Source organism: Endozoicomonas sp. NE40 (assembly GCF_040549045.1).
GTDB lineage: Bacteria > Pseudomonadota > Gammaproteobacteria > Pseudomonadales > Endozoicomonadaceae > Endozoicomonas_A > Endozoicomonas_A lisbonensis.
This window is the reverse complement of record NZ_JBEWTB010000002.1, coordinates 3,543,164-3,563,027: the sequence shown is the minus strand read 5'-3', so window position 1 is coordinate 3,563,027 and position 19,864 is coordinate 3,543,164. Positions and strand designations below refer to the sequence as shown.

The window sequence follows — 19,864 nt, the reverse complement described above, 5'->3', positions numbered from 1 at the left end:
CATGGCAATGGTGCAACCAAGAAACCTGAAATACCGTGTCTGGGCGGCCCGACTGTTCCTGATCGCGTTCCTGTGCCTGATCCTGTTCCCGTTCCTGATGATCATCTCCGTATCATTCCGGGCGGGTAACTTTGCCACCGGCAGCCTGATTCCCACCAATCCGAGTCTGGAGCACTGGGCGATGGCCTTTGGTATTCCCTGGGAACGCGCCGACGGCACGATTATGCAGCCCACCTTTCCGGTACTGACCTGGCTGTGGAATTCGGTGAAGATCAGTGTGGTGACATCGACGTTTATTCTGCTGCTGTCCACCACTGGCGCTTATGCGTTTGCCCGCCTGCGCTTCCGTTTCAAGCAGGGACTGTTGCAGTCCATGATGATTTTGCAGATGTTTCCTGCGGTGCTGGCTCTGGTGGCCTTCCACGCCATCTTCGACAAACTGGGTAACTTTATCCCATGGCTGGGGCTGAACACCCATGGAGCCGTCACCATCGCTTATCTGGGCGGTGTAACCATGAACATCTGGCTGATCAAGGGTTACTTCGAAAGCATTGATAACGCCCTGGAAGAGTCCGCCGCCATTGACGGAGCCACCCCATGGCAGGCATTCCGCCACATACTGCTGCCCTTGTCTGTACCGATTCTGGCGGTGGTCTTTATTCTGGCGTTTATTGCCACCATTGGTGAATACCCGGTTGCTTCCGTACTCCTACAGGATATGGACAAGCTCACGCTGGCAGTGGGGGCCAACCAGTTTTTGAACCCACAGAACTACCTCTGGGGTGACTTTGCCGCTTCTGCGGTACTGACTGGCCTGCCCATCACGGTTATCTTCCTGACAGCACAGCGATATCTGGTCAGCGGGCTGACTGCTGGCGGCGTTAAAGGTTAAACGACAAATATAGTATGCTGGTTGAGTAAAAACAGGTCTCAGCCAGCTAAAACGACAAGATTACGGAATTCATTATCATGGCTGAACTGAAACTGGCAGGACTGGATAAAAGTTACGACGGCGGCAAGTCGTATGTTCTGAAAAACATTAATCTGGACATTAAGGACGGTGAGTTCGTTGCTTTTGTTGGCCCGTCCGGCTGCGGAAAATCAACCCTGCTTCGTATGATCTGTGGTCTGGAAGATATCACGGACGGCAATCTTGAAATTGATCATGAACGTGTCAACGATATGCCGCCCAACGAACGCCGTGTGGGTATGGTGTTTCAGTCTTATGCCCTGTACCCGCACATGACTGTGGCTGAAAACATGGCGTTCGGCCTGAAGCTGGCGAAAGTTAACAAGTCTGTCATCGACGAGCGTGTTAAAGAAGCCGCCCGTATTCTGCAACTGGAACCCCTGCTGGACCGTAAGCCTAAAGCCATGTCCGGCGGTCAGCGTCAGCGGGTTGCTATTGGTCGTTCAATTGTTCAGGAGCCAAGGGTTTTCCTGTTCGACGAGCCACTGTCTAACCTCGACGTTGCCCTGCGGGTACAGATGCGTCAGGAGCTGTCCCGCATCCACAGTCGTTTGAAAACCACGGCCGTTTATGTCACCCACGATCAGGTGGAAGCCATGACACTGGCTGACAAAATCGTGGTGCTCAGTCCGCTGACTAAAGATGCTGAATCCAATCTGGAACAGGTTGGCGCACCACTGGAACTGTTCCACCACCCGCGTAACAAGTTTGTTGCAGGCTTTATTGGTTCACCAAAAATGAACCTCTTCCGTGGTGAAATTGTGGAAACCGGTGCGGAACAGACGATTGTCCGCCTTGACAGTGGTGAACAGGTGGTAGCCTGTAATGATACGTCTTCAGCAAAAGCCGGAGACAAGGTCACGCTGGGGGTTCGTCCTCAGGACGCGCTGGCAGAAGCAGAAGGTGAAAATGTCATCACCGGCACCATTAAAGCACTGGAACGTCTGGGGACAGAATCCTTTGTGTATCTGAATCATCCAGACATTGAAGAAGACTTTATCTTAAGAACAGAAGACTCCCGTCGTCGGGAAGAAGGTTCTGAATTTAAAGTGGCCGTTCCTGCAGAAAACTGTCATCTGTTTAATGAAAAAGGTCTGGCGTTCCCACGAACCAGAGCGCCGCATTACGATTAACGTAAATTATTCTTCCTAACCAATTTATTAAAAACAATGAATAAAAGCCGGGCTCCCCCACCCGGTTTCTATTCAAATACCCGATACCAGATTGTTATGTTAAATCATCAGCTGATTAACCAGCTCGCCGGGCTGTGCGGAATTTCCAGTGAATACCTGGACTCCGAAGGACTACCGGTAACGATTACGCCTGAAAATAAAGTCCCCCCCTTACAGGCCATGGGATTTGATTTAAGCAGTGAACTGTCCATTAAAAAGGCAATTGACCGAAAATTCAGTGAGAAATGGCATCAAACCATTCCTGCTGTTTGTGTGCTGCACCAGAATAAGCCATTTTCTGTCGAAATTCGTCTGTCTGAAAAAAGCTTACCTGAATACTTTAAAGTCACTGTGACCCTGGAATACGGGGAAGTTCGTATTTTTCAGCGTGAAATAAATGACCTGTCAGTGATTGAAAAGAGCAAAACCGGCAAAGACAGCAAAGTCTGCCTGTCACTGCCCCTGCCTGCCGATCTGCCACTGGGCTACCATCAGCTCGACATTGAAGGCATTAAATCAACCTGCTCTTTAATCGTGACACCCGAAACCTGCTATGAACCGGAAGCTCTGATAAACGGCGCGAAAATCTGGGGGTCAGGTATTCAGCTGTATTCCGTTCGCTCCGGAAACAACTGGGGTATGGGTGATTACCGCGACCTGGGTGAACTGGTCAGCCAACTGGCTGACAACGGTGCCGACTTTGTTGGCCTGAACCCGGTACATGCCCTTTATGCCGACAACCCGCTGCACTGTTCACCTTACAGCCCATCGAGCCGGACTTACAGCAACGTGCTCTACATTAACCCTGAACAGGTGCCTGAGTTTAACGAATGTGACGTAGCTCGACAGCGGTTTGCTGAAGAAGACTTTCAGAGTCGTCTGACTGAAGCACGACAACAGGATTACGTTGATTATGAAACCGTCGCTTCCCTGAAATTTGACATACTGGAAAAGCTGTACGATTTCTTCTGCAACGTTCATCTGAAGCAGAATACTGACCGTGCGACATCCTTTATGGATTTCTGCCGGGAGAACGGTGAAAGCCTGCGCCAGTTTGCAATTTTCGATGCCCTCTACGAACACTTCCGCCAGCAGGATGTGATGAGTTGGGGCTGGCCCTGCTGGCCAGAAGCCTACCAGACACCAGACACGAAAGAAGTCAGGGCGTTTGTTAAGAAGCATGAAAAACGAATTCGTTACTTTGAATTCCTGCAATGGCTGGCCAGTGAACAGTTTGCTGTCGCCCAGAAAACCGCCACCGAAAAAGGCATGATGGTTGGTGTCTACCGTGATCTGGCGGTGGGTGTCGACCGTGGTGGCGCGGATACCTGGAGCAACCCGAATCTGTACTGTCTGGACGCCAGCACCGGTGCACCACCCGATGCCCTGGGACCACAGGGGCAGAACTGGGGGCTGCCGCCGTTTAATCCGCTGGTTCTGCAGCAGCAGAAGTACGAGCCGTTTATCCGCATGATCCGTAACAATATGCGAGACTGCGGCGCGCTCCGTATTGACCATGCCATGGGGCTGTTCCGTCTGTGGTGGTGTCCTAATGGCAAGAGTGCGGCTTATGGTGCTTATGTTCACTATCCACTGCAGGATTTGCTGGGCATTATCAAACTGGAAAGCCGTCGCCTTAACTGTCTGGTCTTTGGTGAAGACCTGGGTACGGTTCCAAAGGAAATTGAAGAAGCCCTGCCACCGGCACGCCTTTATTCAAGCCTGAACGGCATTCATCTGCAGGAAGGCGACCGCTATCCAATGCCCAGCACATTCAAACCCCGGGCGATGGCAAACCTGACCTGTCACGATACCCCTCCATTAAAAGGATGGTGGGAAGAGAAGGACCTCGACCTTGCTAACATTCTGGGTATCTTTGACGATGAACGTACCCATAAAGAACGCATCGACCGGGAATATACCCGTAAAGCGGTTATTAATACGCTGGCAATCATTGGTGAGCTTCCTTATGGCATCAACCCTTATGCACAAAACAGCCCGGCGTTCAGTCGTGAGTTGATGGAACGCTTTACCTATTATCTGGCACTGGCCAGCTCTCAGATCACCAACGTGCAGCTTGAGGACTGCATGATGATCGATACATCGGTAAACGTGCCGGGAACCAGTGAAGAGTATCCAAACTGGCGTCGTCGTTTAACCGTTAATATTGATGAGTTCTTTGCTAACGAAGACAACCGTCGTTTCTTCCACAACATCAGTCAGTGTCGTAAGGCATAAGTACTCCACCATATGGCCGAGTACTTAGCCGGAACCGCAGCCTGTAACCGATAGTTACAGGCTGCATTGGAAAAGAAGAAAAAGTGTAAAGGTTTACAGAAATAAAACGACACGAGTTATCCCTGATAATCGATAGAATCGAATCATACCTGCTGTTTCGGAGTAACCCATGAAACGTTTATCGACTCTCGTGTTAGTGGCAGCCCTGGCAGGGTGTGCCAGTACAGGCCAGGAACAGGCTGCAGAAGCACCAGCCAAAATAGCCACCACAGTTTCATCGCTGGCTGATATTACCTACTCCCCCATAACAGTCTATAGCCAGGCTGTCGCTATCGAACGTGCTATCAATGCGGCATCGGAGGTTCTTGACTTTGACGGTGAAACAACCCCTGTTGCTGGCTGGAAACTGCCTGACTACGGTGTGTATCAGTTTAAGGTTGAAAGTCTGGTGACACGCAAAGGTTTTGGCACCCGGGCAGAAGCTTTTATGCCAGAGGTGTGGTTACTGGATCGTCAGTTAAGCCTGAAAGTGGCCAACTTCGATGAAGAATACGCACGAATCCGCGCCTGAACAGCCCCTCCGTCCGGTGATATTTATACTGAGGCCACAGATGAAGGAACGCTGCGTCTGCAAATAACACCACTTATCAGCCAGCCAGCGCAGCAAACCAGAATAGAGCCACCACCAAGGCCAGACTATGTACCATCGACGCCAGAAATAGTACAAGAACAGACAACGCTAAATAGCACCGACACAATCAATCAGAACTATCTCGCCGCTTTGAAATCAGCCCTGGCAGAGAAAGATGTCAACCAGGCTCTGGCCCTCAGGTCGGCTATCAGACAACTGCATAGGACGATGCAAAAGCAGTTTTCGGAAAACTATGGTGTTGGCTCAGACCTAGAACTGCTATCTCCGCCAGAAACAACAGCATCAATTGAAGACACTCTGAGTTTTCACTACCAGCAAAAAATAATAATTGCCATGAAGCAGGACAATCCTCAGGCTGCCCTGGCATGGATTGACCAGATTGACAGGCTGGCAAACGAAATCAATCAATTATTCTAACCAGCCCTTCCCTGCATCCTGATATTATCGATACTGGATGCAGGGAGCACCTGCCTTGACAGCAACCCATAGCCTGTGATTATGGGCTGACTCCCCAAACTTTGAGCGAGCCTGGTTTTTTACCCATGCTTTGCGATGAACGCTTTTAAGTTTTTTTCCGTCCATTGCTCTCCCCGGATACCCTCTGGTACAGGAACAGGATCGAACATTTGTTGGCCTCTTACCCGCCCCGATTTCAACATTTTGGCAATGGCACCATAGCTCTGGCCAAATGAGGCCAGTTCATTGATCAACTTCAGGACTTCCCCCGCCCATCCGGGGTGGTGCTCCGAAATCGAATTAATGGTGTCGTACAACTGAAGCTGCATTTCAGTCTTCAGTTCATCCGGTATAATTTCAACCTCCAGGCTGGAGAGAAGATATCTCACCAGCGGGGGGGTGGGGGATTGCAGTTTTTCAGGCTTGATATGCAGAAAACCGGATACTGCTACAACCAGCGCACTGTCTTGTTTGAACATTCTGCTTATACTTTTGACCAGCGCTTGTGAGGAAACCTCCGCACTCTCCCGAATGCAGCGGGCAATGTTTAATTGCAACTCATGCTTCGGGATTTCAGGGGGGGAAACAGATCTTTCCGGTTCTTCAATCATCATTGTTTCAGGCTTGGCTTGTCCACTACAAAGGCTCTCATCAACGTCCATAGAGGCTGCCGGTGGTACAGGCACTGCCGGGGGCTGCTCACAGCTTTGAATAAAGCCTTTTAATACGTCGACGGTCCATTGTTTTGCCTGACACCCCGGGGGTAAAGGTATGGGGTCAATAACAAGTTTTATGAATGGAGAACGCGTTCCCTTGTTAAGTATTTCAACAATAAACTGATCGCTCTCTCCACGATTTTTGTAAAAGTTTACAACCCTCATGACCTCTTTTGGCCAGTCCGGATGGCTATCGGTTATGGCATGAATTTTGTCGAATGCTACAGGCTCAAAATCACTTTTAATTGCTGTCTCGTGAACCTTGATGTCCAGTGCAGCAAAGATATATCGAACCCCCCGATGATTAAGGCTCTCAAGCCTTCTGGGATTAAGGTATAAAATGTCAGCAAGGTCTTTAGCGACGTCAGGTCTTTTTGCAAGCAACCCCCTCAATCTTTTAACTACTCCGGAAACTGAGTTGACTTCACCCGCAAAAATGTACCCCTCTATAAGCGATTTAAGTTCAGCTTGCGGATCACAGCCTGTGGGTTGTGGCAGATTAAACGACGCCAATAAATCTGATACAGCAGGGGGAGTCCATTTGTTGTATCGGTGCAGGGTTTCAGGAAGGTCTACACGATACTTTCCTTTTGATTCTACCGGAATCGTTGAGCTGCCCATATCAGCATCTAACAAGACTGCTATTTCATACAGGCTCTTACCATTGGCAACGGCATCATTCAGGAGCATTTTCATTGCACTTTGGTAGTCCTCAGATTCAGGCTTACAGACCATCAGAGTATCTATTGGCTGCCATTGGTGGGCTGGTGTGGTAACGTCGATTATCGCGCCTGACTTATTAATCAGGTGCTTCAGCAACACCATGGTTTTCGACTTATCTTTCTTTACCTTGTCCTTGATGCAAGGGTCGCTGATCCAGAGATGGCGGTGTTCGCTGTCATATCTGCAGACTGCGTGAAGAGTACCGTACAGGCCTTTTTTCTTGCTGGTTATCCGCTCAATAACCGTTCTCAGGGGAGATAGGCTGGTTTCTTCAAACCCAAGCAGCCGCCAGTGCTCAACAGTTAAATCTAACCAATTGGATGTCCCCCTGAGTTGGGCAGGTATACCTTCAACATGGGGAATTTGGTAATTTTTTTCTATTACACTCTGAAAGCGGAACTCAACCGGTAGCAGGCCTCCCGAGTTGACAGTTGTCCGAATAGCCTCAAACTTTGCTCCCTCCACCTGCCTGCGCCGCAATGCCTCGTGCATTGCCTGAGCGTACTCTGGACTATCAAAGCGATAACAGTCAATCCTGTCAATTGGATCAACTTCTTCGGAAGGGTTCTCACGCAGGGCCAGACATTTTAAATGAGCCAGACTCCAGACAGGTATCTCCCGGAATATATCTGGCCATAATTCAGAAGGGGATAAAAAACGGGCGGTTAATCTATAGTGAGTTGGTGACTTTATTTTTCCTCCCGGGCCTAAGGCTACCTTCAACCGACGAATATAGTCATGGAGCTTTTCACCCTCCTTTCTCAGGCACTGTTTTTTTTCCTCCCCTTCAGCCATTCTTCTGTATTGTTGTACCTCAAGTAATTGCAATTGATTTTCCAGAATGTCCAGCTGCCGTTCTGAATCAGGACCTTCGAAAATTTCAATGGAGTGCTTTAGCCACCCGATCACCTCTTCTATGTAAACAGGTCTGCTGCCGGGAGGAGCGATGGTGAGATTTTTAGACTTTATAAAGGCATAAATATAATTGACGCCATTGTTATCAAGCTTGCCTTCGATATTAAAGCAATGAAACAGGTAGGTGAGGTAGTGGGGACTTCTGAACACTTCAATATTCCAGCGTTCAAATAAATATTGAACATCTCCCTCCACCCAATCCTGACCACCGGTAAAAGGGTTTTGATGATATTGATTGAGGGTGTAAATCAGCCTGTCAATAGAGTGCCTCTTCCAAAAATCTAATTTCTCATAAATAAAATTTTTGAGGCTTTCCAGCTTAACCTGCTCCTCACCGGCATCAGAAGCCCTAACAGACACAGTTGTACCATCTTCTGAAAAATGTACGGATACAGCCCTAGGGCAAAGTGTTGGATAAAAATACTGATCGGGTGCCCAAAAGTGAGCCATTCTCGATTGACTTTTACCATAGTCTAAAAACAGTTCGCTCCCCGGTTGAATATCCTTACAGGCAACCGCCAGAAAACAATAATCCTGTTCGGTTGGTTTTCTTCTTAAAATTGTTGCATGTTTTGTGTTTGATCTAACCAGTTCATCATTAAGGCACACTACAAATTCGATATTGTCACACTCCTGCTGAGAGTTTGTGTGACTGATGGCATCGATGGAGTCGATAGCATCTACCCCAATATTTACTTTACGTCTTTTCTGATCGAGATAACTAATATGCGGTGTGTGTGCCTGATAACTGGCAGGTCGTTGCGATAATGCAGGTACGCCCCCGGTCTCAGCCCATACCAACCATTTAACTGGCTCACACTCTGGGTAACCGCATAACCGAAACTCTTCCTTGTCCAACTCCCTGAGGTTGACAGCCGTACCCCGGTAGATGGCGAGTACCTGTCCTTTTTTTACCGGTGCAGCGCTGTCCTTTAAAAACACACCCCGGTTATGAACCGCTCCGGTTTTGACCTCAAGGTTATTTTGCTGATAACAGTCAATGGCCTTTCGTATTTCAGAAACTGGAGAAGGAATAAAGCCGGTGTACGTCTCCAGGTCAGTGGGTACAAAAAAACAACCTCCGCATTCTTCAAGATCTGGTTTTGTGGCCGTTACTGTTCGGGAGCGCTTTAACAGAGGTTTTGTTGTCGGCAAAGAATCCGGATCTGAACCTGAATCAATATGTGTCTGGGGGGCTGTCGATGATACAGATCGCAGGGATTCTCCCAGAACACACCGGATTTGAGAATCGCCTTCCCTGTGAGGTCGTTTTCGCGATCGCGGCTCCCGGGAGAGAACAGGTTCTGAATTTAAATTGAGACCTGAGTTTTGCACGACCAACCTCCGTTTAATACTATTCCCTGGAATCAGACCTTACTTTTGCCTTTGTTTTTTGGCAGAGGCTGATTTTCCCATGGGTACTTTTCGTTTGCCTTTGCTTGCCATGCCCACCGTCTCACCCTGACCTCCTGAAGCAATTGCCATTTCTTCTGATGTATCGCTCAATTTTCGCCAGTCAAACGGGTCTTTATTCTGCTGAATGCGGGCTTTAGCCGCTTTTCGAAGTGACTTGGGAGCCATCAAAAATGAAAAATCTGCCCATAAGCCAGCCAGAAGCATTAATTTATCCTCGCTATTTTCCCGGTGCGCTTTTGCAAGTGTGCTAAGCCATACCCACGGCTGCCAGCCTTTCGGAGAGAATCCTTTAATATCTTCGTCGTAATTCTGTTCATTTCGCCAGACTGTTAATTGATCGACCTCTTTTTTGCTATATACATTTATGCCCTCTGCATCTATGCCCTCTGCATCCGGGTCAGTTTTGTCGATACCTAAGCTGCGCACCCCCGCCATTTTGCGGCAAAAGTCAAAGTGGGACAGGGAGCGCCACGAAGTGACCAGCTTGCACTTGTAGAAATATTCAAGAAAAGAGGCCTGGTGCCAGTAATTGTCAACCAGATCTGTATCACCATTACAAAACACTCTGGCTATTTCGTTCAGAATTTCTCTCTCTTTATCGGATTCGAATTTGCTGGGATCACCCAGGTCTTCCTTACTCCGTATAGTTACTGAATGGCCATTATTTTGTTTACGGATCGGGTAACCCAGAGCAACGTACTCTTGTGGAATTTTCAGCTGTTCAGCCCGTTGAAAAAGTTCCTCTAAATTTTGTGGTGCGCCTGACACCGGGACGGTTTGAGAGGTGCTGGCAACAGGTTCATCCGTGATCACGCCAGCCTTAGCTGATACCGATTCGGCAATGGTCGGTGAGGCTGTTCCGGAGCTTACCGGTTCACTACTGCATTCCCCGCTGACCGGATCAATTAAATGTCCGGCTGATGCTGACAGAGTTACAAAATCGAATACCTGGGTTGGCTGCCTGTTTAATTGTTCCTCCAAAGACAGGATAGATGCTTGCTGTTCAGACAATTCCGTTTTCAACCGATCAACCTCTGCAAGCTGTTTTTCAAGTTCATTTTTTAAATTAATTTTCTCACTGGTCTCTTTTTCAAGTTCCGCATTTAGCTGCTGATTATCCTCAAATAAGGTTTTAGAATCTGCCGACACCTTATCTAAGGATTGACTTGTCTGAACCAACTGGGCTTTTGTTGTATCCAGCTGGCCAACTATATCTGCATGTCTGGAATTTGATTCGTCTAGTTGTTGTTCCATCGCAGATAACTTTGATTCAAAATTATTTATTTGAATTTCTTTGTTTAAAATAACTTCAATTTCCCTATTAGACTGTTCGTTCTGAGCAATAGATAACTTCAACACATTGATAGTTTGATACAGTGATTCATTTTCAGCTGTTAATTCTCCCTTTTCTTTGTCATGTTCTGCGCGTAGTCGTACAACTTCATTTTCAAAATCCTGTTTTTGTTTCTCTGCTTGACTCCTGGCATGAATTAATTCATCAAATCCGGTCCTTAATTGTGATTTTATTTCATCCAGACGGTCTTTTATTTCACTATGCGACGAAACAGTGTCAGTTATCTTCTGATCTTTACTTAACAGCAACTGATAAATACTTTTTTTCTCTTTAGCCCATTGACTTTCTTTTTCTGAAAATTCATTTTGCTGTTCAGTAAGTTTTTCTTTTACTTCTTTAACCTCTTGCTGATATCGTTGAATATCCATTTTTCTCATTTCCATAGCACGAATAACTTCGTTTTTCTCTGAAAGTAATACGTGCTTATTCTCTATGGTTTCATTCAACTCTTTTATTCTTCCATTCAGATTTTCAGTGTATTCTTCCTGTTTCTTTCTAGCTTCTTGTACTTTATTAAACTCATTCGTCAGTTGTTCATTTGCAGTTTCTTGCAGCGCCTTCTGTTGTTGTAATAGCTGAACCTCCTGCTTTACTTTATCGGACTCCATCGAGGCTTCGATAAGCTCTCTTTGCTTATCTTGAAGCATTTCCTGAAGTTCCTTGATAGTACTTTCACTCTGACTGATTGAATTAATTAAATTATCTCTTTCCATAACCGCACGATTTAAATAAGACGTAAGAATCATGATTCTATTTACCAACCCTTCATCATCAGGCGGTCTGGTAGCAAAATAAGCCGTTAACATTTGAAGATAATTGAACACAGTCTGATTGAAAGTTTGCAGCTGCGCGACTTCGCCATCCATCACAGGTTGCCCCGGGTTCTGATTTTGCTGTAAGTATTCACCCTGTTGTAAAGGCTGTTCAAATAAGTTGGATGTCGAGCCTTCTTCAGGTTGCGTGGATGTCGTCTGTAACCCGCTTGAAATATTTCTATGTGGTAATTCAATTGCTTCCCCCAGTGTACCTTGATTAGAATAGTTTGAAAAATGTGGCAACAACCCCCCCCTTGATTCGATTGAAGGTTGTCCCACGGGTTCTGAAGACACCGACCTTTCGGATAACGGAGTAGCCGGTGGTTCATCGCATTCTAACAGCACGTATGGGGGGGTTTCTGTCACTTCATCAAAAGCCGGTATCTGAGTATTGCCCGGCTGTGACTGATATGATAGTGGAATACTTCTTACTGGATCCATGAAGATACCTATTGTACTAATTAAGATCAAAAGCCCTACCCGGAGGCGTGATATTAAAGCAGATCTTTAATACGCTTTTGATAAACGGCTCAGAATATGGTTTAAAGCGATTTGACAGTAATAGACTCGGGGAAAGCATTAAAGTTCCTGAGAAAAAGTCTGTGCAAAAACAGCCTTTTATGGAATACAGCACCCTTAATCCCTGGAAGCCCCCTTATTTCAGCTTCAGGTTCTTCTCCGGTAAAAGCCGGTAATAGTTTCCTGTGCTGTTCATCAGCTAACGCGGAAATAGTCAGTAATGTTTACCGGACTATCAGTCATGACTGCATTTTTCAAACCTGAAAACAGGTTTGTTTCTTGTGTTTTGTTTCTGGCTGGAAACCAGCTAATTGTTCTGCCTGAGTATCAATAAAAATATAAAAGACTATAGTTTTATAACAATAGCCTTCCCTGAAACCCATAAAACAAATTTTCCAGCCGATATCTCCAGTACTTTCCCTACAAGAAACTATATTTGTAAGGCGTTTATAACAGTCCCTGATCCAAATTCCCCTGAACCCTGTTTCTGGTCTGAGATCAGCTCCCTGAGTCATAGCAATATCAGGCCATAACGACCTTTTCGGTATTCTGATGGCTGACTGCTTCTCAGAGAACACGCTGGAAAAAGGGCGCACTATTGTCTGGAGTTTTGACAGATGATCAAACAACTTGCCAACACAATGACTAAAACTCTCGCCAGCCAGGTTGCCGCAACGACCCTGGCAGCCACAACGGTGGCAGTGAGCATGACGATGGGGGCATCGACAGCGCTTGCTTTCAGTGACGATGAGCTGGTTCTGTGGGTCGGAGGCGACAAGGCTTACAACGGTATACGGGAAGTCGGCAAAATATTTGAAGAAGATACCGGCATCAAGGTCAAGGTAGAAATTCCGGAAAACCTTACCGACCGCTTCCAGCAGGCAGCAGCGTCCGGCAGCGGGCCGGACATTCTGTTCTGGGCTCACGACCGTTTTGGCGAGTGGGCGCAAAGCGGGCTACTGGCTCCGGTCAAGCCATCCTCACCTTTTAAACGTGAAGTGGTTGATATGGGCTGGGACGCCGTATCCGTTGACAATAAAGTTTATGGCTATCCCATTTCACTGGAAGCCATCAGCCTGATCTACAACAAGAAAATACTGCCCGAACCACCCAAAGCCTATGAAGACATGTTCGCCCTGGATACCCGGTTGAAAAAGACCGACAAGAGCATGAATACCATTATGTGGGATCAGGTACAGCCGTATTTCACCATGCCCATGCTGGCAGCCGATGGCGGTTATGTCTTTAAAAAAACCGCGACCGGTTACGATGTCAAAGACACAGGTGTCAACAATAAAGGAGCCATGGCCGGGGCTAAAATGCTGACCGACCTGATTGATAAAAGCGTTCTTCCCAGAGGGGTTGATTACGGTGTCATGGAATCTACTTTTAACAAGGGCAAAAGTGCCATGATGATCAGCGGTCCCTGGGCCTGGGCCAATCTGGAAACCAGTGGCATCGACTACGGGGTTGCGCCGCTTCCCAGCATCAACGGCCAGCGTTCAAAAGCCTTTGTCGGTGTATGGAGCGCTGCCCTGAATAACGCCAGCCCCAATAAGGCACTGTCTAAAGAGTTTCTGGAAAACTACCTGCTGATTGACGACGGGCTACGTACGATGAATAAAGACGTGCCACTCGGAGCCGTTGCCAACAAAACCTATATGAAAGAGCTGCAGAAAGACCCTCGCATCAGCGCCACTTATGACAACGCAATGAACGGGCTATTGATGCCGAATGTTCCCGAGATGGGCAAATTCTGGTCAGCCATGGAAGCTGCCCTGAGAAATATCACCAGCGGACGCCAGGGATATAAAGAAGCACTGAATGACGCAGCCAAGCGCATCGTCGACTAACCTACTGAACAGGATAGAACCTGTTCAGTCTTACTTATTATAAGGCTATTGTCGTTGTTTCCGGTGGCCGTTACTTTTTCTTCCTGCCAGAACAACGACCCCCCCACAGTTCAGGAGGCTTTCCACTATGAAGGCTATCAGTTCTGCCGGAAACCGATCCGGCAACCCTGGCAGATGGGTCGCATTGGGGCTGATTGCCGCTATAGACCTGATCCTGCTGTATGGTGTCACCATGATGTATGCCAGCGGCGAAACCCCCTTCGCCTTACTGGTGTTGCTTATTATTACTACCGGCACCTGGGTCTTTATCAGCCATAAAGGTTACTCGTACCGATACGTTTATCCGGCGTTGCTGGGTGTATCGGTCTTTATTGTATTTCCCCTGCTTTATACGGTGAATGTCGCTTTCACCAATTACAGTTCCAGCAACCTTCTCCCCCTTGAACGGGTAAAAGCCATTCACATGGCAAAAACCTACAGAACCCCCGGAGAGTCTTACAGTTTCAAAGCCTGGCAGCAGGGTGAAAACTACCAGCTGCTGTTTATCAGCAATAAAGACACAGACAAACACCTGATCAGCGCACCATTCGGGGAGTTAACCGAACCGACAGAGGTGAATGCCCGACTGTCGTCCGAACTGCCTGATGGAAAGGAGCTGGCTTTTCGCGACACCATCCAGATTCGCCATATCCTGAAGCTGTTAACCATCATGCTGCCTGACGGTGGTTCGTTATCAATGACCAGCCTGCGTGAATTTGGCCCACAGACCAGAATATACGACGAAGGTCCCAATGATACACTCATCGACAGTCGCAACGGTGACATCCTTACCCCGGATATGACGACCGGCTACTATGTTGACAACACTGGCGAACAGATTGGTCCGGGGTTTACGGTATTCAACGGCTGGGACAACTTTTCCAGAGTGATATCAGACCCGGGCATTCAGGGGCCGTTTCTGCAAATATTCACCTGGACCCTGACTTTCTCAGCGCTCAGTGTTCTGTTCACCCTGATTATTGGCCTGTTGATGGCCTGCCTGGTGCAGTGGGAACCGCTCAAGGGCAATGGCGTTTATCGTCTGTTGCTGATTCTCCCCTACGCCGTCCCTGCGTTTATCTCCATCCTGATTTTCCGGGGTCTGTTTAACCAGAACTTTGGTGAGATCAACATGCTGCTGAACATGCTGTTTGGCATTCAGCCGGAATGGTTCAGTAACGGTTTCCTTGCCAAGACAATGGTGCTGATTGTTAATACCTGGCTGGGTTACCCCTACATGATGATCCTTTCTATCGGGCTGCTGAAGTCTATTCCTGACGACCTTTACGAGGCGTCGGCGATTGATGGAGCCACTCCGATACAAAATCTGTTCAAGATCACCATTCCACTGATCATCAAACCATTAATTCCACTACTGATTGCCAGCTTTGCTTTCAACTTTAACAACCTGGTGCTGATCGCCCTGCTGACCGACGGCGCGCCCAATATCATTGGTGCCACTACGCCAGCCGGTGCCACTGACCTGCTTGTCAGCTACACCTTCCGTATTGCCTTTGGCCAGTACGGACAGGACTATGGCCTGGCATCAGCCATTGCCACCTTTATCTTCCTGATGGTCGGGGTCATCGCCTGGCTCAATCTCAAAGCCACCAGGCGGTTCACTGAATAAAGGGTTCCCAATATCGAAAGAGGCAGGTAGCCCCTGTTAAAGGTAGCCACTATGATTGTTCAACCAAGAAACCTGAAATACCGGGTATGGGCCACAAGAATCTTTATGATTCTGTTCCTGTGCCTGATTATGTTCCCGTTCCTGATGATCATCTCTGTGTCATTCCGGTCCGGCAATTTTGCCACGGGAGACCTGATCCCCAGCAACCCCAGCCTTGAGCACTGGTATCTGGCGTTTGGCATCCCATGGGAAAACCCTGACGGTTCCGTGATTCAGCCGCCTTTTCCGGTGATGTTATGGCTGTGGAACTCCATTAAAGTGTCGTTTGTTTCAACCATACTGATTCTTCTGCTGTCAACCACCGGAGCCTATGCCTTTGCACGGCTGCGCTTCAAGTTTAAAGAACACATGCTGACAGCCATGATGATTCTGCAGATGTTTCCGGCCGTACTGGCACTGGTGGCCATTTACTCGCTGTTTGACAGGCTGGGGAACTATATTCCATGGCTGGGGCTGGACAGCCTTGGGTCAGTCACCGTCGCCTATCTGGGGGGGCTGGCACTGCATATCTGGTTGATTAAAGGGTATTTCGAAACCATCGACCAATCCCTTGAGGAAGCAGCAGCCATTGACGGGGCGACGCCCTGGCAGGCATTCCGGTATGTACTCCTGCCATTGTCCGTTCCCATACTGGCTGTCGTCTTTATTCTTGCCTTTATCACCAGCATTGCCGAATACCCTGTGGCGTCGGTACTCCTGCAAAGTATGGATAACCTGACTCTGGCCGTTGGCTCCAGGCAGTACCTGAACCCACAGAACTATCTCTGGGGCGACTTTGCGGCGGCAGCGGTGTTATCCGGTTTGCCGATCTCGATCATCTTCCTGCTCTGTCAACGCTGGATTGTCGGAGGCCTCACAGCAGGTGGTGTGAAAGGTTAAACAGCCCTGATAACTGGTAACAGGCAACAGGTAACAGTTAGCGGAAACAGACATGGCAGAAGTAAAACTTGTTAATATTTCCAAGAGCTACGACCAGGGTAAAACCTGGGTGATCAAAGACGTCAACCTCAATATAACCAATGGGCAGTTCGTCGCTTTTGTGGGGCCTTCCGGTTGCGGTAAATCCACCCTGCTCAGAATGGTCTGCGGGTTGGAAGAAATCAGTGCCGGTGAAATGTTTATTGCCGGGGAACGTGTTAATGACATGCCACCGAATGAGCGGCGGGTAGGCATGGTATTCCAGTCCTACGCACTTTACCCGCACATGAGTGTTGAAGAGAACATGGCATTTGGCCTGAAGCTGGTAAAAGCCGACAAAGCCCTGATCAGGGAACGCGTGCAGGAAGCAGCAAGAATTCTGCAACTTGAAGCGTTACTGGAACGCAAGCCTAAAGCCATGTCTGGAGGCCAACGACAACGGGTTGCCATCGGCCGGTCCATTGTTCAGCAACCCCGGGTATTCCTGTTTGATGAGCCATTGTCGAACCTGGACGTTTCTCTCAGGGTACAAATGCGTCAGGAACTGTCCCGGCTACATAACCGGCTGAAGACAACGTCCATCTATGTCACCCACGATCAGGTCGAAGCCATGACGCTGGCAGACCAGATCGTGGTTCTTAGCCCCCTGCAGCCAGAGGCTAAAACCAACCTTGAGCAGGTTGGCAAGCCACTGGAGCTGTACCACCATCCCGCTAACATGTTTGTTGCGGGCTTTATCGGCTCACCAAAAATGAACTTTTTCGATGGCTTTATCGAAAAAGTCGATAAAGAACAAACCATCGTCAAACTCACCACCGGAGAAATACTTCAGGCTAATGCCAATACAGAACGGGCAAAAGCCGGAGACCGCGTGGTTCTGGGTATTCGCCCGGAAGATGCCCTGGCAGAAACCGACGAAGGCAATGCTGTAGAAGGTAAAGTAGAAGCCCTCGAGCGGTTGGGTGCCGAATCATTTATCTATATGACCCATGATACAATTCGGGAACACTTCATTGTGCGTGTAGAAGATTCCCGACACAGGGCAGAAGGAACAAAAATGAAAATAGAGCTTCCTGTGCATTTCTGTCATCTATTCGATGCGGATGGCAAAGCCTTCCGTCGTACTCGAGCCCCGGAAGTCGATTAGGAAGGAACAGATATGACCATTTCAACCTCGCTCGATCAGCAACTGATTGAGCAGCTCGCAGCCCTGAGTGGCGTCTGTGGCAATTATGAAGACTGGGCAGGTCGCCCGGTGAACGTACCAACGGAGCTGAAAATTCCCATCCTGCAGGCCATGGGTTTCAACCTCAGCGATAATGACACCACCCGAGCTGCGATTGGCCATTATCAGCAGCAGCAGTGGGAGCATCTCGTTGCACCGGTAAATGTTGTGCATCAGGGGCAACCTTTTACCATTGATATGTACATACCGGAAAGTCGGTTAAACAACGCATTTAAAGGCGAGTTCGAGCTGGAAAGCGGCCGTCGTCGTTCAATTTCAGTCAAGGCTGACTCTCTGGAAGTACTCGACAGACAATCCTTTCCTGACAGGGATCTGGTAAAGCTGTCTCTGGAACTGCCGGAAGACCTGCCAACAGGCTACCATCAGCTGACATTGAAAAACCGAAATCTGGAAGCCATCAGCCTGATAATTGTTGCACCTGCCGCCTGTTATGAGCCTGAATCACTGGAACAGGGGCATAAAATCTGGGGAGCTGCCATACAGCTTTATACCCTGCGTACCGACCATGACTGGGGAATAGGCGACTTCAGTAGTCTGAAACAACTGGCTGAGAAGCTGGCTAGCCAGGGGGCTCATATTGTCGGGCTTAATCCAATCCATGCGTTGTACCCTGCCAATCCCCCACACGCCAGCCCCTACAGCCCTTCAAGCCGTAACTTTATCAACCCGTTATATCTGGATGTGACGGCTATTCCGGAATTTGCTGATTCCACTGAAGCCCGGGCTATGGTCAATGGCCCGGAATTTCAGGGTGCTATTGCCGATGCCCGCAAGGCTGAATACGTGGATTATGAACAGGTGGCATCGCTGAAGTTCAAAGTGCTGTCATTGCTCTATAAAGAGTTCCAGCACAACCATGTCAAAACAGGCTCACCACGGGGTAAAGCCTTCCTGAACTTCTGCGATATTCGCGGTGCCAGTCTTGACCGGCATGCCACCTATGAAGCCCTTTACGCACACTTCAGACAGCTGGATATTATGAGCTGGGGCTGGCCCTGCTGGCCCGATGATTACCAGACGCCTGACTCAGATGCCGTTAAAGCGTTCAGTGAACAGAACAGGGATGCCATTGACTACTACAAATATCTGCAATGGCTGTCTGAAATCCAGCTGGCGGAAGCCCAGAAGTCTGCTCTGGACGCAGGCATGCAGGTGGGCATTTACCGGGATCTGGCGGTCGGTGTTGACCGGGGTGGTGCCGATGTCTGGAGCAATCGCACAGTTTACTGTCTGGATGCCAGTGTCGGAGCGCCTCCCGATGGTGTTGCGCCACAGGGGCAAAACTGGGGGCTGCCGCCGTTTAACCCGGTAACCCTTAAACAGCAGCATTATGCGCCCTTTATTGAAATGGTCCGGTCCAACATGAGCCATTGCGGCGCGCTTCGCATTGACCATGTGATGGGGCTGTTACGCCTCTGGTGGTGTCCTAATGGCAAGACCGCTGACTATGGCGCTTACACGTATTACCCCCTGAATGACCTGCTGGGCATTATTAAACTGGAAAGCCAGCGTCGTGAATGTCTGGTATTCGGGGAAGACCTCGGCACTGTACCGCCGGAAATTGAAGCCAGCCTGCCTCCTGCCAGATGTTATTCCAATGAAGTGGTGCTGTTCTCCTGTGAAGGGGATCGCTTTATGTCACCCGGAGAGTTCAAGCCGATGGCTCTGACCTGTATTTCCAATCATGACATCCCCACGCTCAGGGCATGGTGGAACTGCCTTGATCTGGATTTACGACAAGAGTTGGGTATTTACGACACTGAAAAAACGGAAGCTGAAAAGCAGGCAAGGCATCAGGATAAAATGGCATTGATCCACACCCTGATTGACATTAATGAACGCCCCCAGGGGATGAATCCGGATGATATAACGACGCTGGGTTACACCAGAGACGTGATGGAAAAACTGCACTACTACCTGGCCAAGACCACGTCCAAAATAGTGGTGCTGCAACTGGAAGATGTCCTGCAGATTGAATCTCCCGTCAATGTTCCCGGCACCAGCTCTGAGTACCCGAACTGGCAACGAAAGTTGACCGACACACTGGAAAGTTTGTTTGCCGATGGCAGCAACCAGGCATTGTTCAGGAACATCTGCAACATTCGTCAGGCGTGAAGCAAATCTTACTGTCGTTCCCGCGCAGGCGGGAACCCACCACAAACGGTGGATCCC

At 48.7% G+C, this 19,864-nt stretch carries 13 protein-coding genes; 10 read left to right on the top strand and 3 right to left on the bottom strand.

The features are described 5' to 3' along the window. Position 1: 1 nt before the first annotated feature. The 5 genes from malG (V5J35_RS16975) (at position 2) to V5J35_RS16955 (ending at position 5,449) form a co-directional block, all read left to right on the top strand. Positions 2 to 892 carry a maltose ABC transporter permease MalG gene (gene malG / locus V5J35_RS16975; RefSeq protein ID WP_354008283.1) on the top strand — a complete coding sequence of 297 codons (891 nt, stop codon included), beginning with the start codon at positions 2 to 4 and terminating at the stop codon, positions 890 to 892. 77 nt (positions 893 to 969) lie between these two features. Beyond that, complete coding sequence (locus V5J35_RS16970) at positions 970 to 2,103, top strand: ABC transporter ATP-binding protein (protein WP_354008282.1); 1,134 nt, start codon at positions 970 to 972, stop codon at positions 2,101 to 2,103. Positions 2,104 to 2,199: 96 nt separating this feature from the next. Further along, positions 2,200 to 4,380 carry a 4-alpha-glucanotransferase gene (malQ, locus tag V5J35_RS16965; RefSeq protein WP_354008281.1) on the top strand — a complete coding sequence of 727 codons (2,181 nt, stop codon included), beginning with the start codon at positions 2,200 to 2,202 and terminating at the stop codon, positions 4,378 to 4,380. A 169-nt stretch (positions 4,381 to 4,549) separates the two neighbouring features. Next, positions 4,550 to 4,951: a hypothetical protein gene (locus V5J35_RS16960; protein WP_354008280.1), complete on the top strand. Its 402-nt coding sequence runs from the start codon at positions 4,550 to 4,552 to the stop codon at positions 4,949 to 4,951. Between the two features lie 288 nt (positions 4,952 to 5,239). Further along, positions 5,240 to 5,449, top strand: a complete 210-nt coding sequence (locus V5J35_RS16955; RefSeq protein WP_354008279.1) for a hypothetical protein — start codon at positions 5,240 to 5,242, stop codon at positions 5,447 to 5,449. A 119-nt stretch (positions 5,450 to 5,568) separates the two neighbouring features. Here V5J35_RS16955 and V5J35_RS16950 read toward each other — a convergent pair whose 3' ends face one another. The 3 genes from V5J35_RS16950 to V5J35_RS16940 form a co-directional block, all read right to left on the bottom strand. Next, entirely contained in the window at positions 5,569 to 8,997 is a 3,429-nt protein-coding gene (locus tag V5J35_RS16950) for a hypothetical protein (protein ID WP_354008278.1), read from the bottom strand. Positions 8,998 to 9,216: 219 nt separating this feature from the next. Beyond that, the gene (locus tag V5J35_RS16945) at positions 9,217 to 11,868 is read right to left on the bottom strand and encodes a hypothetical protein (RefSeq protein ID WP_354008277.1); all 2,652 of its coding nucleotides are present in this window, start codon (positions 11,866 to 11,868) and stop codon (positions 9,217 to 9,219) included. Between the two features lie 332 nt (positions 11,869 to 12,200). Next, positions 12,201 to 12,461, bottom strand: a complete 261-nt coding sequence (locus V5J35_RS16940; RefSeq protein WP_354008276.1) for a hypothetical protein — start codon at positions 12,459 to 12,461, stop codon at positions 12,201 to 12,203. Between the two features lie 102 nt (positions 12,462 to 12,563). Between V5J35_RS16940 and malE the strand changes: the two genes are divergently transcribed. The 5 genes from malE (at position 12,564) to malQ (V5J35_RS16915) (ending at position 19,807) form a co-directional block, all read left to right on the top strand. Then, complete coding sequence (gene malE / locus V5J35_RS16935; RefSeq protein WP_354008275.1) at positions 12,564 to 13,799, top strand: maltose/maltodextrin ABC transporter substrate-binding protein MalE; 1,236 nt, start codon at positions 12,564 to 12,566, stop codon at positions 13,797 to 13,799. Between the two features lie 127 nt (positions 13,800 to 13,926). Next, entirely contained in the window at positions 13,927 to 15,468 is a 1,542-nt protein-coding gene (gene malF, locus V5J35_RS16930) for a maltose ABC transporter permease MalF (protein WP_354008274.1), read from the top strand. Positions 15,469 to 15,519: 51 nt separating this feature from the next. Further along, positions 15,520 to 16,407, top strand: a complete 888-nt coding sequence (malG, locus tag V5J35_RS16925) for a maltose ABC transporter permease MalG (RefSeq protein ID WP_354008273.1) — start codon at positions 15,520 to 15,522, stop codon at positions 16,405 to 16,407. Positions 16,408 to 16,459: 52 nt separating this feature from the next. Continuing rightward, a complete protein-coding gene (locus V5J35_RS16920; protein ID WP_354008272.1) occupies positions 16,460 to 17,593 on the top strand; it encodes an ABC transporter ATP-binding protein in 1,134 nt (377 codons plus the stop codon). A 12-nt stretch (positions 17,594 to 17,605) separates the two neighbouring features. Further along, positions 17,606 to 19,807, top strand: a complete 2,202-nt coding sequence (malQ, locus tag V5J35_RS16915) for a 4-alpha-glucanotransferase (RefSeq protein WP_354008271.1) — start codon at positions 17,606 to 17,608, stop codon at positions 19,805 to 19,807. The last annotated feature ends 57 nt before the right edge of the window (positions 19,808 to 19,864 follow it).

Excerpts from the sequence above, each read along its gene's own strand:
- malG (WP_354008283.1), top strand. The coding sequence starts at position 2 with ATGGCAATGGTGCAACCAAGAAACCTGAAATACCGTGTCTGGGCGGCC.
- V5J35_RS16970 (WP_354008282.1), top strand. The coding sequence starts at position 970 with ATGGCTGAACTGAAACTGGCAGGACTGGATAAAAGTTACGACGGCGGC.
- malQ (WP_354008281.1), top strand. The coding sequence starts at position 2,200 with ATGTTAAATCATCAGCTGATTAACCAGCTCGCCGGGCTGTGCGGAATT.
- V5J35_RS16960 (WP_354008280.1), top strand. The coding sequence starts at position 4,550 with ATGAAACGTTTATCGACTCTCGTGTTAGTGGCAGCCCTGGCAGGGTGT.
- V5J35_RS16955 (WP_354008279.1), top strand. The coding sequence starts at position 5,240 with ATGCAAAAGCAGTTTTCGGAAAACTATGGTGTTGGCTCAGACCTAGAA.
- V5J35_RS16945 (WP_354008277.1), bottom strand. The coding sequence starts at position 11,868 with ATGGATCCAGTAAGAAGTATTCCACTATCATATCAGTCACAGCCGGGC.
- V5J35_RS16940 (WP_354008276.1), bottom strand. The coding sequence starts at position 12,461 with ATGACTCAGGGAGCTGATCTCAGACCAGAAACAGGGTTCAGGGGAATT.
- malE (WP_354008275.1), top strand. The coding sequence starts at position 12,564 with ATGATCAAACAACTTGCCAACACAATGACTAAAACTCTCGCCAGCCAG.
- malF (WP_354008274.1), top strand. The coding sequence starts at position 13,927 with ATGAAGGCTATCAGTTCTGCCGGAAACCGATCCGGCAACCCTGGCAGA.
- malG (WP_354008273.1), top strand. The coding sequence starts at position 15,520 with ATGATTGTTCAACCAAGAAACCTGAAATACCGGGTATGGGCCACAAGA.
- V5J35_RS16920 (WP_354008272.1), top strand. The coding sequence starts at position 16,460 with ATGGCAGAAGTAAAACTTGTTAATATTTCCAAGAGCTACGACCAGGGT.
- malQ (WP_354008271.1), top strand. The coding sequence starts at position 17,606 with ATGACCATTTCAACCTCGCTCGATCAGCAACTGATTGAGCAGCTCGCA.